Consider the following 14,443-nt stretch of genomic DNA (forward strand, 5'->3'; position numbering starts at 1 on the left):
TTCACCTATCTAATTAGGTACAATGGTATTGTGTAGTGTATTGAGACTATTGCTCCTAAAGGTTATCAATGAAAGGATAATCCTATGGAGAAAAAACGTAAAATTGCAGGTTTTTGTTTGATATTAGCTCTTATAATCGCCGGGGGTATTTATTCAAGTACTGTCTTTGGTGGGAAAGCAGATCCCGAGGTAGTGTTGTTAAATGGTGATGGTAAGAAATTGGAGGATCCGAAGTATCCAAAGGATACTTCGGGAGAATTATCTGAAATTACTTTAAGAAATGATAAGGAAGTAAGCAAAGAAAATATCTCAGAACAAGACCTGCTATTAGAGGCTGTAATTCATGTCTGCGGAGAAGTAAATAATCCTGGTGTGTATACTCTTTCAGAAAAAGCAAGAGTTGTAGATGCTATTGAGGCTGCAGGAGGATTTACGAAGGAAGCAGCGGAAGATGCTTTTAATCAAGCCGCTTTGATTACAGATGGACAAAGGATTTATGTTCCAAACAAAAAGGAAGTGGAAACGCTATCCGATGTAGAAATTGCAGAAGTCGTATTTTCTAACCCGACTGGGAAAGAAAAGAACGATGAAAGTTCTAATAAAACAAAAGTCAATATAAATAAGGCAACGAAAGAAGAACTTATGACTATTCCCGGGATTGGAGAAGCAAAAGCGTTAAGTATTATCTCTTATCGAACAGAGCATGGTTTGTTTTCAACCATTGAAGAACTTCAAAATATTTCCGGAATTAAATCAGCAGTTTTTAATCGAATGAAAGACTTCATTACAGTAGGAAAATAAACAAGTTTGCACTAGCAAGAACAAAATTTTTCCTTGTAAAAGTGGTACGGAAAAGAACAGATACAGAGATGAAAGAGGTGGATTCGTTGAGTAAAAAGGTGCTTGTAGTAGATGATGAAAAATTAATTGTTAAGGGAATTCGCTTTTCCCTCGAACAAGATGGCATGGAAGTTGATTGTGCTTATGATGGTGAGGAAGCACTCGTTTTTGCGAAACAAAAAGAATATGATGTTATTCTTCTTGATGTTATGCTTCCAAGAATGAATGGGTTTGAAGTATGCCAGCAGATACGTGAATTTTCTAATATGCCAGTCATCATGTTAACGGCTAAAGGTGATGATATGGATAAGATTCTAGGACTAGAATATGGTGCAGATGATTATATTACTAAGCCATTTAATATTTTAGAAGTAAAAGCTAGAATCAAAGCAATTATGAGAAGAAATACAAGAAAGGCTTCAGAAGCAGAAGCATCTAAGACGATTGTCTTTGGTGATCTAAAGATTGATAGTGAGAGTCGCCGTGTATTTATTTCAGAAAAAGAAATTAATCTTACTGCGAAAGAATTTGATGTACTAGAATTACTAGTTCTTAATCCGAATAAAGTATACAGCAGAGAAAATTTATTAAACATCGTATGGGGTTATGACTATCCAGGCGATGTCAGAACAGTGGATGTGCATATCCGCCGCTTAAGAGAGAAGATTGAAGAAAATCCTAGCGAGCCTAAGTATGTACATACTAAATGGGGTGTTGGTTATTATTTCAAAAATTAAACGTAAATTTAAAAGTATGCGTCTGCATATGCTGATTGCACTGATGGTAGTCGGATTAGTTCCGGCTGCCATTTTAACGGCTGCCTTGAGTCGCTCTTATAAGGATCAAAGTATTAACGAAAAGCTAAATGATGTTCAAATACATGGATTAGATATTGCAAACAAAATATTATTTAGCGGATTCTTAACGAACGCAACGTCGAATGAAATCACAACGCAATTGTCCTTATTAGCAGACCAATATGATGGAAGAGTTCTTGTTGTAGATAATACTTTAAAAGTAATTTCAGATACTTTCGGAAAAGAAGCTACAGGGAAGGTGTTGTTATCCTCTGATGTTATTAAATGCCTAAGGGGGGCAACTAGTACAAAAAAAAGTTCAGGCACAAAAAGAGCTGAGGTTATGATTCCAATTATATCATCAGATAAGCCATTACCACTAGGCGTAATTATTATGAATGTTTCTTTGGAAAGAGAATATGCAATATTAAGTAATATGGGCCAAGAGGCTATGATTTATTGTTGGATTATTTTAATCGTGTTATTTATAGCAGCTTTTCTCTATTCTAAACATATGGTAAAGCCATTAAAAGCTATAATAGCCTCCATCCAACATGTTTCAGACGGTTATATGGATGATGAAGTTAATATACTTGGGTTTACGGAAATTGAAAAGATTTCCGATTCCTTCAACGAAATGTTAGGAAGAATGAAAACATTAGAAGAATCCAGGCAGGAATTTGTGAGTAACGTATCACATGAGTTAAAAACACCGATTACTTCCATTAAAGTCCTTGCGGAGTCTTTGTTAACTCAACCAGATGCACCGGTTGAACTATATCGTGAATTTATGACAGACATTAATGAGGAAATCGAGCGTGAGAATAATATCATCACTGACTTACTATCCTTAGTTAAGCTTGATAAAAAAACAGGCGAAATGCATATTGCAACGGTTAGCGTTAATGAGCTACTTGAAATTATATTAAAGCGATTAAAACCGATTGCTATGAAGCGAAACATTGAGCTAGTATATGAAAGTTTTCGAAATGTATTAGCAGAAGTGGATGAAGTTAAGCTATCGCTTGCAATATCGAATTTAATTGAAAATGCAATCAAATACAATGTTGATGACGGATGGGTCCGCGTTTCCTTAAATGCAGACCATAAATATTTCTATATCAAAGTAGCAGATTCCGGGATTGGAATTCCAGAAAGTGCACAAGGCAATATCTTTGATCGATTCTACCGAGTTGATAAAGCGAGAGCAAGGCAGACTGGTGGAACAGGTCTTGGTCTTTCTATTACAAAGAATGTTGTATTAATGCACAATGGTGCTATAAAAGTTTATAGTCAGGAAAATGAAGGGTCTACCTTTACCTTACGAATTCCGCTCAATTATATTCCATAAGAAGAATAATGCTATGTATATGCTAGATTATTGCATTAGGAAGGAAAGTATATGAAAAAATATTGCTTTTGGTTTGTCCTTTGCCTATCCTTACTCCTTATTGGATGTCATAAGAAAGTGAATGAACCAGTTGCTGGAACAAAATTATATTATATAAATAAGGATGAAACAGCAATTGTGTCAGAATCTTATGATTTGAAAAGTACAGATAGAAAGGGGCAGATTGAGGAGTTTTTAAAAGCGTTAAGTATTGAACCCCAAAATTCGGATTATAAACTTGCAAAACCAAAAGATATTACATTACTTGGTTATAACTTTGGTGGAGCAGGGCAGTTACAATTAGGGTTTGATATTAATTATAAAAATGTTACTGGTATTTCTGAAGTATTGATGAGGGCAGCAATCGTAAAGACATTTACTCAAATTGAAGGGATTACTTATGTCGAATTCTTAGTGAATGGACTTCCTTTGGTGTTAGATGATGGAAGCTGGGTTGATATGATGAGTGCAGACCATTTCATTGATAATGTAGGAGATTTTACCTCATATTCACAAGTAGATCAAGTATCTCTCTTTTATGCAAATGAAACAGGGGATGGATTATTAGAATCGGTTCGTAGAATTGAATATGACGGAAGCATACCAATCGAGCAGATTATCGTAGAACAATTGATTGCAGGTCCGATTGATGTCGAACTTCAAGCAGGAATGCAGGCAACAATTCCACAAAATACTGTGCTTAATAAAATAAGCAAGAAAGATGGAATATGTACTGTAGATTTAAGTTCTGAATTTTTGAATAAACTGCCAAAAGTCACAGAAGCTACTACGATTTACTCTATAGTTAATACACTTATTAGTGAAGAAAATATAGATAGGGTACAATTTCTGATTAACGGTGAAGTAACCAATCTATATCGAAAGATTGCGATTGATCAACCACTAGAACGTAATCTTGATATTATTAAGAGTGAGAAATAAGAAATTAGATGCATAGAAAATAATGAGTTTTAAAAAAATAATGAGCCATAAAAAATAATGAGTCCTAAAAAATAATGATTCCTAAAAATAATGAGTCATAAAAATAATGGTCATAAAAATAATCGGTCATAAAAAAATAATGATTCATAGAAAACGATTATACAAAGGAAGAATGGAGTGGTATAAGCTCTATTCTTCCTTTTATGCTTTTTACAGCTATTATTACATTAAAATGCCATCTATAAAATCTGTGATTCATATCACAATTACCATCTTTAAAATCTATAATCATCTTTTCACAATTCCTGCAACAATAAGCGATAGCAGCGGAACCTTTTTAGAATGATAATTCGGACAAAATAATAGAACCTTTATGAAATTCAGCGCTGCCGATTATGTGTTTCTTTTTCATCCAGGAAATCTCATGTGGACTCTGTATAACACCTTGTTCCATCTTATCATCACAGTATGGACATTTCACATGCATTACCAGCTTTCTAATTTAAATTATACATATTTATTTTTTTACTACAGGATATACAATCTTATATACAGTTTCATCGTATTTTTTTAGTTTATCATTAGCTATAATTGATTTTAATTGGAGGAACAGATCTTATGATAAAACGTCCATTGGTTTGGATTCTATTAGGGTTTATCTTCGGAAATTTACTATATCGCTATACACAAGACACCTATCAGCAGATTGGCGTTATGTCTATGTTAATAACGATTTTAATTCTATTGTTTTTATATGTTAAGAATAATAATGATAAGAAACAAAATTCGATAGTAATCTACAAATGTAGAATAATTAATTATTACATAGGATTCTTTCTTATTTTATTACTTTCTACTTTACTTGGTTTTCATATCATGAAGAGTGAATTAAGAAAGGAAGTTATAGAACAGGAGTTAACAGAATCTACGGAAGTAATGGTACAAGGAAAGATATACGACATAAGTAGAACCAACAAAGGAATGGCATTTACCATTGGAGAAGGGGTGGTTTCTACTAAGGACGATAAGAATTCTAAAAAGTATTACATGAAGGAAAAGATTCAGGTATATATCACTGTAGAAAAAAATCCCGACATAATAAATGGAGTCACCACCTATAAAATAGGTAATTCTATATTACTTAACGGAACATTAAGTCCATTATCACACGCAAGGAATCCGGGGCAATTTGATGAATATTCTTATTATAAGACAAAGAATATTAGTTTTAAACTATATACAAAGGATGTTATCTTGAAATCTGATAAAATTTTTCCTCTTTCCCACATTTTCTACAAGTGTAGACAATGGCTTACAGATCAAATGACAACTATTTTACCAGAAAAAGAAGCGGGTGTATTGAGCGCGATTTTATTTGGTGATAAATCGATGCTTCCAGAGGATGTTTCAGATTTATATCAACAAGGTGGAATTGCCCATATGATGTCAGTAAGTGGGCTGCATGTTTCTTTATTAGGATATGCTATCTATAAACTTCTATCTAAATGTCGACTTTCTATTCAAGTTTCCATCTTTTTATCTGTTGTATTTTTACTTTTCTATGGTGCATTAACTGGATATTCTGTCTCTACTAAAAGAGCAGTTATCATGTTTACCTTATCACTAGGAGCTATCATATTTGGAAAAACTTATGATATATTATCATCATTGTCTCTTAGTGCACTTATTATCCTAATACAACAACCTAGAGAATTAGTATCCGCAGGCTTTTTACTTTCCTATGGTGCGGTACTTGGGATTGTTCTAATATACCCTAAACTGTGTAACTTTAGTGACTCCATTTCTAATAAGATAATGAAAAAGATCATAGAAGCATCTTTCTTAAGTATATCAACGCAAATTATGACATTACCACTTCTAGCATACTTCTTTTATGAAATCCCTCTTTATTCTGTTCTAGTAAATCTGTTATTGGTTCCTTTTTCATCTTTTCTTCTTGTATCATCAAGTATTGCATGTATTCTTTCTTTTCTCTCTATTAAAATTGCAAGGTGGATTATTGGTGCATCTTATTATATTTTAAATGGTTATGAGTATATCTGTGGAATTAATCTAAAACTTCCTTATCATTATATTTTGGTAGGAAAAATTCCTATCTACCAGATACTATTTTATTATGCCGTTGTGTTTGCTGTTTTTGCCAGTATACCTATCATAAAAGATAGAAAAAACGAGGTAAACAATGTAAGTGCTTATAAAGAGCAAGAAGTAATGAATCAATATGGGAAAGTAGATATGAGGGAAAAAAGAGAGTTCAAAAATAGAGAACTAAAAAGTATAGTTTTTAAAAGTAAGAAAACTAGAAGGGAAGAGTATAAAAGGAGTGAGTGTAGTAATCAGAAAAGTAAGAAAAACAAAATAATTTACCCGCAATTTTTTCTTCTCATACTTCTAATACCCTTACTAATGCTTTGGAAAGGTAAGGAACTTAAGGTCACATGTCTTGATGTGTCGCAAGGAGATGGTATCGTGATAGAAAGGAATGGAATAACTTGCTTGATTGACTGTGGTAGTAGTGATATTAAGGAGGTCGGTAAGTATAGATTAATACCATTCCTTAAGAGTAAGGCGATAGGAGCAATCGATTATGCCTTTATATCTCATTCAGACTATGATCATATTAGTGGAATCTATGAGATTTTAGATTCCATGCCAAAATTAAAAGAAGGGAACTTTCAACGTAATTATACGGGAAAGATTGTAATAAGAAACCTTATCCTACCTAAACTACCTATTTATGATGAAAGTTATCAAAATCTAATTTCACTTGCTAATGAGAAAGGAGTGAAAATTCATTTATTTTCTACCGGTGATGAACTAATATGGAATGGAGTAACTTTACGTTGTCTTCACCCTAGTAACAAATATATTGCAACTTCTAACAATGCTCATTCCTTAGTACTATGCCTAATCTATGGAGATTTTCAAGGAATATTTACAGGTGATGTGTATCAAGACGGAGAAAACGCAGCACTTTCAGAAATTAAGAAAATGAGAGAATTAGGGTTAATAAAACCTGAAGAACGAATCGAATTCCTAAAGGTAGCCCACCATGGCTCGAATACTTCTAGTGCAGAAGGATTTCTTGATGGTATTAATCCAATTTATTCTGTTATCAGTGCAGGAAAAAACAATCGTTATCATCATCCGCATCCTTTGGTTTGTACTCGCTTTCAGGAGAGGAATCTCCCCTATGATTTGACTATGAATGTGGGTGCGATTGAAATTATTACGGATGGTTTCCTTATGAAGAAAAGTAGCTTTATAAAAGAAAAGTACGATGATTGAAAGAGGTAGTTTTTTAATCAAATATTTTGTTGATTTAAATAGTTATAGGATTGTTCTTTGACATAAAATGTATTATGATATGTAATATTATAATAATTACGACGAAGCAAAGGAATTTTGGAAAGATAATGATAAAGTTATGTTCCTAGTTCTAGTCTCGATAAAAGATCATGAGAATGAGTTAATGATCCTTTGTGAAAATAATGATAGGGTCGACAATACTAAATAAAACTAACAAATAATAACAATCAAAAAGCAACAATTAATGATATAGTAATGATAGCACTGAACTACATATCGTCAAAATTGATTGTAAAATATTATGAATATAACCGCTCATTTTTTGAAACAAAGGAGAGTGAGGGGAAGGTGCCTCTGGTTACACAATACCATTAGAATACCAGTTGAAAATTCCAACTAAAGGTGTATACTACAGTGTAGATTTGGAAATGGTTAAACTAATGAGTATATCACACCATGTGCCTTACGAAAGGAGAGAGGATATGTTTTATGAAATATCCAATACCGTTAAACCAGTAGACTATAGGGAAATTAATAGCGAATCAATCTATGTTGGTATCATTACGTTAAAAGAATTAGATGAGATATATGAGTTTTTTGACTTTTCAGAATCTACATTAACTACATGTCGTAGTGAGAATAAAAACATACAAAATACAATTGCAGTATATGATGATTACAGCTTTGGTATCATTAATGTCATAGACAGTAAAGATATACACAAAAGCCCAGATAAAGTAGCTTTCTATATTATGAGTAATCTGTTTTTGATAGTTGATATATTTGACGAAGACAAAAGTACGATATCAGCACTTGATATGGTGTTAGCAAGGACAAAACAAAATAAAGCTACGTTGGAAAAGATAATCTATAACTTTTTGTCTCGTCTTATCTTTGAAGAGAATATAGAAATAGAGAATCTGGAATTAAAGATTAGTAAACTGGAAAAACGAGTATTTTCCAATGAAATAAAAAACTTTAATGATGAGTTGCTACTAATACAAAAAAAGCTATCAACCATGAGAAATTATTATGAACAACTTGCTAATATAGGTGAAGACCTAATGGAGAATGAGAATGATATCTTTCAGGATGAGAATTTGAGATATTTTAAAATGTTTACTAACCGAGTTGATAGATTATCGAACAATATTCAAATGCTTAGAGAGTATGTATCACAGGTTCGAGAAGCATATCAAGCTCAGATGGATTATAATATTAACAATATTATGAAGGTCTTTACGGTAGTAACGACTATTTTCTTACCACTTACATTAATTGTTGGATGGTATGGAATGAATTTTAAATTTATGCCTGAAGTCACTTGGAGATATGGATATTTGGGAGTTGTTTTCTTAAGTATAGCCGTTGTTATCTTTTGTATTATATGGTTTAAAAAGAAAAAGTTAATGTAGAAATATCTGGAATAGTTTGGGGCTTTGGATGCTTTTCATTGACAATCATCGCTAGAAATAGTATACTTTAAATAATGGAATAATATCTGAAAGTGTGTCTTTTTATCACATTTTGTAAGAGTGTTAGTTCCACTTGTGTATGGGGGTTGTATCATTGCCAAAAAAATATGTAAAATATCTTTTGAACACTGGATTTTTATTCGCTGTTTTTCTTTTGACTTATTATCTAGTATTCAAAGATCATGAACTAAACGCTGTATTAGATTCCATCCATCGGGCTAAGAATGGATATATAGTATTGGGAATGATCTTAAGCTTATTGTTTGTAAGTTCAGAATCCGTTATTATTCAATACCTGATGCATACGGTAAAAGAAAAGGTATCGTTTTTACACTGTTTAAAGTACTCTTTTGTAGGATTCTTTTTTAGTGCCATTACACCTTCCGCTTCTGGCGGGCAGCCGATGCAAGTAATTTCCATGAGCCGTGATGGTATTAATATGGCAGTATCTACTGTAGTGCTTATGATTGTGACTGCTGCATATAAAACAGTATTAATTATTTTATGTCTGATTGCAGCAATTTTTGAATGGAGTTTTATTTCGATTCATGCTTCGAATATTTGGTTTTTAATATTGTTTGGGATTATTGCAAATGTAGGTTTTGTCTTGTTCTTAGTAATTGCAATATTCAAACAATCTTTTGTAACTAAAATAGTAGGTAGAACCATTTTATGGCTTGGGAACCATAAACTTATTAAAAATAAAGAGAAATGGTTAAGAAAAGCATTAAAAACGTTGAAAAAGTACGATAAGAGTGCAGATTATATTAAAGGAAACAAAAAGGTTTTGTTTCATGTTTTTATTATTACAATATTACAAAGAATTTGTCTTTTTTCGGTTACTTATATAATTTATTTAGCATTTGGTCTTCGCGGTGCGAGTGCATTTCAGATTATTGCATTACAGACTATAATAGCTCTTGCGGTTGATTCATTACCACTTCCTGGTGGGATGGGAGCTAGTGAGAGTAGCTTTTTAGTAATATTTTTGACTATCTTCGGAGAAGAATTCGTTTTGCCTGGAATGTTATTAAGCCGAGGTATTACTTACTACGCTTTACTTATAATTAGCGCAGTTGTTACTGCATTTGGTTCCATAAAGCAAAAACGGAAGAAAAATTTAGAGAATGGTGGACAGCTATATGATAGGATTTTATAATTATTCGGTAATACTAACTTACCTGGGATTAGCATCAGCGATATTTGGTATGTCTCAGGCGATTACTGGAAATATTAATGTGGCTTTACTTTGCCTAATAATATCTGGTACCTGTGATATGTTTGATGGTAAAGTTGCAAGAGCGATGAAAAATCGTACAGAAGATGAAAAAGTATTTGGTATTCAAATTGATTCGCTTTGCGATTTAGTATGTTTTGGTGTATTACCAGGTATTATCGCCTATATGACCTGTCCATATAATGCTCTTGGCGTAGTTAGTGCTACCTTATTTGTTCTCGGTGCTGTTATTCGCTTAGGATATTTTAATGTTATGGAACAAGCGAGACAGAAAGAAACCACAGAATGTCGTAAGTATTATCAGGGGCTACCAGTTACAACGATATCAATGATATTACCTAGTGTATACATAATACGCCATTTCATCGGAATAGATATAGTTCCAAGTACGGTATATTCTATTGTATTGTTAATTGTAGCATTTTTATTTGTATATGATTTTAAAGTGAAAAAGCCTGGTAATATTGGCTGTTTGGTAATGACCGTTTATGGAATTTTTATCTTAGCCGGTGTTATCTTATTAAAATAGGTTACATGAATCAATGATTGAGAGATATCTTGATAATATAACAACAATCAAAAACATGCTTCGCGAAATTTTAATTGTTATGAATAATTTAAAGAAAAATCCTTCGTCTAAAGTATAGTTAGTCGAAGGATTTTACTATAATTGCTAAGGTATGGAGGGAAAAGATGAACTATCGTGACCGACAAGGTAACTCTTTTGAGAATACCACAAACCAAGATAAAACATTAGAAATGATGTATTCCAAAGCACCATTTCGATTTGCTCTTAAAGCGTTATCCGCGCCAACAGTGTCAAAAGTAGCAGGGAGATTTATGGATTCTTTTTGGTCAACATTTTTAATTGATTCTTTTGTGAAGAAGAATCATATCAAAATGAGTGATTATGAAATGAGAAAATATCATTCCTATAACGAATTTTTCACTAGAAAAATTAAATCGAAGAGCCGCCCAATTAATATGGAACCATCTTCGCTGATCGCACCTTGCGACGGTAAAGTTAGTGCTTATCCGATTACATTGGACGCAAAGTTTAAGATAAAAAATAGTTTGTATACTGTAGAATCTATATTAAAGAATAAAAAGTTAGCGAAGGAATATGTCGGTGGTACATGCGTAATACTACGTTTAACCGTTGATAATTACCATCGTTATTGTTATGTAGATGATGCAGCTAAGGAGAGAAATCATTTCATCCCAGGTAAATTGAATACAGTTAACCCAATAATATTAGATCATGTAAATATCTATAAAGAGAATAGTAGAGCATATTGTGTTTTAAATACCAGAAACTTTGGAGAAGTAGTCCAAATGGAAGTGGGCGCTCTGATGGTTGGTAAGATACATAATTACCACTCTGTTGCAATGGTTAAACGTGGGCAGGAAAAAGGAAAATTTGAATTTGGCGGTTCTACAGTTGTATTATTGCTGAAACGTGATGCTGTTAGTATAGATGAGGATATCTTGAGAAACACAGTAGACGGATATGAAACGATTGTAAAGATGGGCGAGAAGATTGGTAGTTCGATATTCTAGAATATAAACTTGAGATTAAATGTAAGTGTAGGCATGGTGAAGAGATGAATACTTTAAAACAACATATTAAAACGAAATCCTATGAGCATTTCTACTTACTATATGGAAATGAAGCTTATTTAAAACGTTTCTATAAAAATAAGCTAAAAGCAGGAATCCTTGGTGATAGTGATGAAATGAATTTTACGTATGTCGAAGGAAAAGATATTAATTGCAATGAGATGATTCATATTGCACAAACTATGCCATTTTTTAGTGATAGAAGGTTATTACTGATTGAGAATAGCGGATGGTTTAAAAATCAATCAGAATTTGCTGACTATATAAGAGATATGCCTGAAACAACATATGTCGTTTTTGTGGAAAATGAAGTAGATAAACGAAATCGACTTTATAAGGCAGTAAAGGATTTAGGTTATATCAGTGAACTTAATGGATTGGATGAAAAAAGTTTAAAAATGTGGGTAGTATCTTTATTACAACGAGAAAATAAAAAGATCACTGATGCTACTTTAACTTATTTTTTAAACAAGGTTGGTACAAATCTTGATAACATTCAAAGTGAGATTGATAAACTTGTTTCTTACTGCTATGAAAGAGAAGTTATCACGGAAGAAGATATCAAAGCAGTTTGTTCGGAGCAAATTACAGGTAAGATGTTTCAGATGTTAGATGCCATTGCATCAAAGAATCAAAAACTAGCGTTAGAGATGTATTATGATTTACTCACCCTTCGTGAAAAACCAATGACGATTTTGTATCTATTAAATCGTCATATTAATCTTATTATGCAGTGCAAAGCTTTACTTTCGAAACGTACCAGTAATGCTGAGATTGCATCAAAGATAGGAGTACCACCATTTGCGGTTGCAAAATATGCTGCTCAAGCAAGAAATTTTACAGAAGAAAATCTAAAGAAGTCATTGATTTTGGGAACAGAAATAGAAGAGCAAGTAAAGACGGGACGTTTAATTGATCAGATTGGTGTTGAGTTGTTAATTATTAAGACGATAATAAGCTAATATTAATGACACTATGTCAAAAGTCTTGGAGATGAATGTTTTCGATCATGCTTTATTACTGAATGTAGAGCTATAATATAAAAGTTCATTAAGTACCTCGAGCAAAAGAGTCTTTTGTTTCGGGGTATTTTTGTTACATATGAAGTCTCAAATAAAAACTCTAATAAATTTTTAATATATTTTTTAACTTACTATATTGCAATACAGAATAGTAAGTGGTAATATATAGAACATAAAGAAAGATAGTGAATATTAAATTAAAGTTTTCTCTATGTTATACGATTACTTTGTTCATAATGAGTAAATCAATTTAGAAATCATAGACTCATATTGGTGCGTAATAATGTTAGAATATTTACGATAAATTTCAAGGGAAGGAGTGAAGATTATATTATGAATACACAATTAAAAAAAGGAGCCTTAGAACTGTGTGTCTTAGCTCAATTGATTATCAAGGATCAATATGGATATGAACTGACAGAAGCCATTTCTACAAAAATGTCGATCGCATCCGGAACCTTGTATTTAATATTAAAACGATTAAAAGATGAAGATTATGTTGAAACTTATTTAGTTGAATCAGCAGAAGGACCAGCAAGAAAATACTATCACATTACAGAAAAGGGAATGGAATATTATCATAAACTAAAGTCAGAATGGGATGAATTTGTAATTGCAGTTAGTGAATTAATGAATGAATTTTAAGTTGCACCTTATACTAATTGGTTAAATAAAAGAAGGATTATTTCTTCAATTATAATATAGAAAATTCTGGAGGAAGTTAATGGAGTATAAAAAACAGTATTTTAAATCTTTATTGATTCAAGGAAAATTAAGAGAAGCAGTAAAATACTTATTAAGTTTTGAAGAAAATAAAGCCTTAGTAGAAAGATATTATGAAACGTTTGATCAAAAGAAGGATCTTACCCGATCTGATAACCAAGTGATTCAAAAAATAGATGCTATTTACCAAGAATACTATCGGATTGTATTTTGGGAAGAGAAATCTGAGGAGCTTGCACTACGTTATTTATGTGAAAATTTTTCTGTTTTGCTTGGTGAATCTGTACCATCTTTTAAAACAAGAGATGATATGATACAAACGCTTGATCAAATTGAGTGTAAACTTAAAAAACTGGTAGAAAGAGAAGGCTTTCAATATTTAGGTGATACAACCGCTGCTTGGTATGGCCCTTATATATGGAAAGAAACGGTTCCTACAAAGTACTCGATAGAACTACCAGATCAGACTTATGATTTGGTTGTGAACATGATGGAAGGTTTTATCTCAAGAAGTTGGCTTGATTACTTATCCTTCGGTGACGTTGGTACAGGTGGTTGGGCAAAAGAAGAAGGACAGTTATTTTGTGTGAAACAATGTTATATGAATAAGATAGATACACCTTCCTTTCAGATTTCTTATCTAAAACATGAAGCACAGCATGCTGTTGATAAGATGAACTACGATTCATTAGATTCCGTCGTATTGGAGTATAGAGCAAAATTAGTGGAGCTTATCTATTACCCAAATATCAGTAAGTTTCATGAATTTTTGCTAGAGGCAGATAAATCAAATACTAAGAACTCGCATAGTTACGCTTCTTTCCTTATCATTAGTAAGCTTTCAAAAAGAATTCTACATAAGGAATTTGTAGAATCTGAGGCAGCGTGGCTTCCATATGAAAATGAAATACGTAAGGTGGCACGAGATTTATATAAGGAACACCCGGATAAGGCGTATGAGCTGGAATAAACTGATTAATCGCCAGTTAGTAATAAGTGCTGGTGCGATAAGTATAATTCGATTTAAGATTTTATTGGAGATTGATATATTTTTAAACAAAATTAGA

At 32.3% G+C, this 14,443-nt stretch carries 13 protein-coding genes; 12 read left to right on the forward strand and 1 reads right to left on the reverse strand.

Going from position 1 to position 14,443, the window contains the following annotated elements:
- Positions 1-84: 84 nt before the first annotated feature.
- From CPHY_RS20800 to CPHY_RS10115, 4 genes are all read left to right on the forward strand, one after another.
- Positions 85-801, forward strand: a complete 717-nt coding sequence (locus CPHY_RS20800) for a helix-hairpin-helix domain-containing protein (protein ID WP_012199975.1) — start codon at positions 85-87, stop codon at positions 799-801.
- Positions 802-887: 86 nt separating this feature from the next.
- Positions 888-1,577, forward strand: coding sequence for a response regulator transcription factor (locus CPHY_RS10105; RefSeq protein ID WP_012199976.1), 690 nt, complete (start codon positions 888-890; stop codon positions 1,575-1,577).
- Entirely contained in the window at positions 1,534-2,988 is a 1,455-nt protein-coding gene (locus tag CPHY_RS10110; RefSeq protein WP_012199977.1) for a HAMP domain-containing sensor histidine kinase, read from the forward strand. Before CPHY_RS10105 ends, CPHY_RS10110 begins: the two co-directional genes overlap by 44 nt.
- Positions 2,989-3,039: 51 nt before the next feature.
- On the forward strand, positions 3,040-3,969 hold the full coding sequence (locus CPHY_RS10115) for a GerMN domain-containing protein (protein ID WP_012199978.1): 930 nt from the start codon (positions 3,040-3,042) through the stop codon (positions 3,967-3,969).
- Between the two features lie 337 nt (positions 3,970-4,306).
- On the opposite strand, the gene CPHY_RS22655 is transcribed toward CPHY_RS10115, so the two are convergent.
- Positions 4,307-4,456: a PF20097 family protein gene (locus CPHY_RS22655; RefSeq protein ID WP_408611164.1), complete on the reverse strand. Its 150-nt coding sequence runs from the start codon at positions 4,454-4,456 to the stop codon at positions 4,307-4,309.
- A 131-nt stretch (positions 4,457-4,587) separates the two neighbouring features.
- Here CPHY_RS22655 and CPHY_RS10125 point away from each other — a divergent pair, with 131 nt between their 5' ends.
- The 8 genes from CPHY_RS10125 (at position 4,588) to CPHY_RS10160 (ending at position 14,346) form a co-directional block, all read left to right on the forward strand.
- Positions 4,588-7,278, forward strand: a complete 2,691-nt coding sequence (locus CPHY_RS10125; protein WP_012199979.1) for a ComEC/Rec2 family competence protein — start codon at positions 4,588-4,590, stop codon at positions 7,276-7,278.
- A 503-nt stretch (positions 7,279-7,781) separates the two neighbouring features.
- Positions 7,782-8,714, forward strand: coding sequence for a magnesium transporter CorA family protein (locus CPHY_RS10130; protein WP_012199980.1), 933 nt, complete (start codon positions 7,782-7,784; stop codon positions 8,712-8,714).
- 154 nt (positions 8,715-8,868) lie between these two features.
- Positions 8,869-9,933 carry a lysylphosphatidylglycerol synthase transmembrane domain-containing protein gene (locus CPHY_RS10135; protein WP_012199981.1) on the forward strand — a complete coding sequence of 355 codons (1,065 nt, stop codon included), beginning with the start codon at positions 8,869-8,871 and terminating at the stop codon, positions 9,931-9,933.
- Positions 9,917-10,540: a CDP-alcohol phosphatidyltransferase family protein gene (locus CPHY_RS10140; RefSeq protein WP_012199982.1), complete on the forward strand. Its 624-nt coding sequence runs from the start codon at positions 9,917-9,919 to the stop codon at positions 10,538-10,540. The genes CPHY_RS10135 and CPHY_RS10140 overlap by 17 nt, the downstream gene beginning before the upstream one ends.
- 164 nt (positions 10,541-10,704) lie before the next feature.
- Positions 10,705-11,571, forward strand: coding sequence for a phosphatidylserine decarboxylase (locus tag CPHY_RS10145; RefSeq protein ID WP_012199983.1), 867 nt, complete (start codon positions 10,705-10,707; stop codon positions 11,569-11,571).
- 44 nt (positions 11,572-11,615) lie between these two features.
- Positions 11,616-12,593 carry a DNA polymerase III subunit delta gene (gene holA, locus CPHY_RS10150; protein ID WP_012199984.1) on the forward strand — a complete coding sequence of 326 codons (978 nt, stop codon included), beginning with the start codon at positions 11,616-11,618 and terminating at the stop codon, positions 12,591-12,593.
- A gap of 393 nt (positions 12,594-12,986) precedes the next feature.
- The gene (locus tag CPHY_RS10155) at positions 12,987-13,298 is read left to right on the forward strand and encodes a PadR family transcriptional regulator (protein ID WP_012199985.1); all 312 of its coding nucleotides are present in this window, start codon (positions 12,987-12,989) and stop codon (positions 13,296-13,298) included.
- A 79-nt stretch (positions 13,299-13,377) separates the two neighbouring features.
- On the forward strand, positions 13,378-14,346 hold the full coding sequence (locus CPHY_RS10160) for a hypothetical protein (RefSeq protein ID WP_012199986.1): 969 nt from the start codon (positions 13,378-13,380) through the stop codon (positions 14,344-14,346).
- The last annotated feature ends 97 nt before the right edge of the window (positions 14,347-14,443 follow it).

Source organism: Lachnoclostridium phytofermentans ISDg (genome assembly GCF_000018685.1).
Lineage (GTDB): Bacteria > Bacillota > Clostridia > Lachnospirales > Lachnospiraceae > Lachnoclostridium > Lachnoclostridium phytofermentans.

What these genes read in the sequence shown, in the direction of transcription:
- CPHY_RS10130 (WP_012199980.1), top strand. Translation starts at nt 7,782, where the DNA reads ATGTTTTATGAAATATCCAATACCGTTAAACCAGTAGACTATAGGGAA.
- CPHY_RS10110 (WP_012199977.1), top strand. Translation starts at nt 1,534, where the DNA reads ATGTACATACTAAATGGGGTGTTGGTTATTATTTCAAAAATTAAACGT.
- CPHY_RS10125 (WP_012199979.1), top strand. Translation starts at nt 4,588, where the DNA reads ATGATAAAACGTCCATTGGTTTGGATTCTATTAGGGTTTATCTTCGGA.
- CPHY_RS10160 (WP_012199986.1), top strand. Translation starts at nt 13,378, where the DNA reads ATGGAGTATAAAAAACAGTATTTTAAATCTTTATTGATTCAAGGAAAA.
- CPHY_RS10115 (WP_012199978.1), top strand. Translation starts at nt 3,040, where the DNA reads ATGAAAAAATATTGCTTTTGGTTTGTCCTTTGCCTATCCTTACTCCTT.
- CPHY_RS10155 (WP_012199985.1), top strand. Translation starts at nt 12,987, where the DNA reads ATGAATACACAATTAAAAAAAGGAGCCTTAGAACTGTGTGTCTTAGCT.
- CPHY_RS22655 (WP_408611164.1), bottom strand. Translation starts at nt 4,456, where the DNA reads ATGCATGTGAAATGTCCATACTGTGATGATAAGATGGAACAAGGTGTT.
- holA (WP_012199984.1), top strand. Translation starts at nt 11,616, where the DNA reads ATGAATACTTTAAAACAACATATTAAAACGAAATCCTATGAGCATTTC.
- CPHY_RS10145 (WP_012199983.1), top strand. Translation starts at nt 10,705, where the DNA reads ATGAACTATCGTGACCGACAAGGTAACTCTTTTGAGAATACCACAAAC.
- CPHY_RS20800 (WP_012199975.1), top strand. Translation starts at nt 85, where the DNA reads ATGGAGAAAAAACGTAAAATTGCAGGTTTTTGTTTGATATTAGCTCTT.
- CPHY_RS10140 (WP_012199982.1), top strand. Translation starts at nt 9,917, where the DNA reads ATGATAGGATTTTATAATTATTCGGTAATACTAACTTACCTGGGATTA.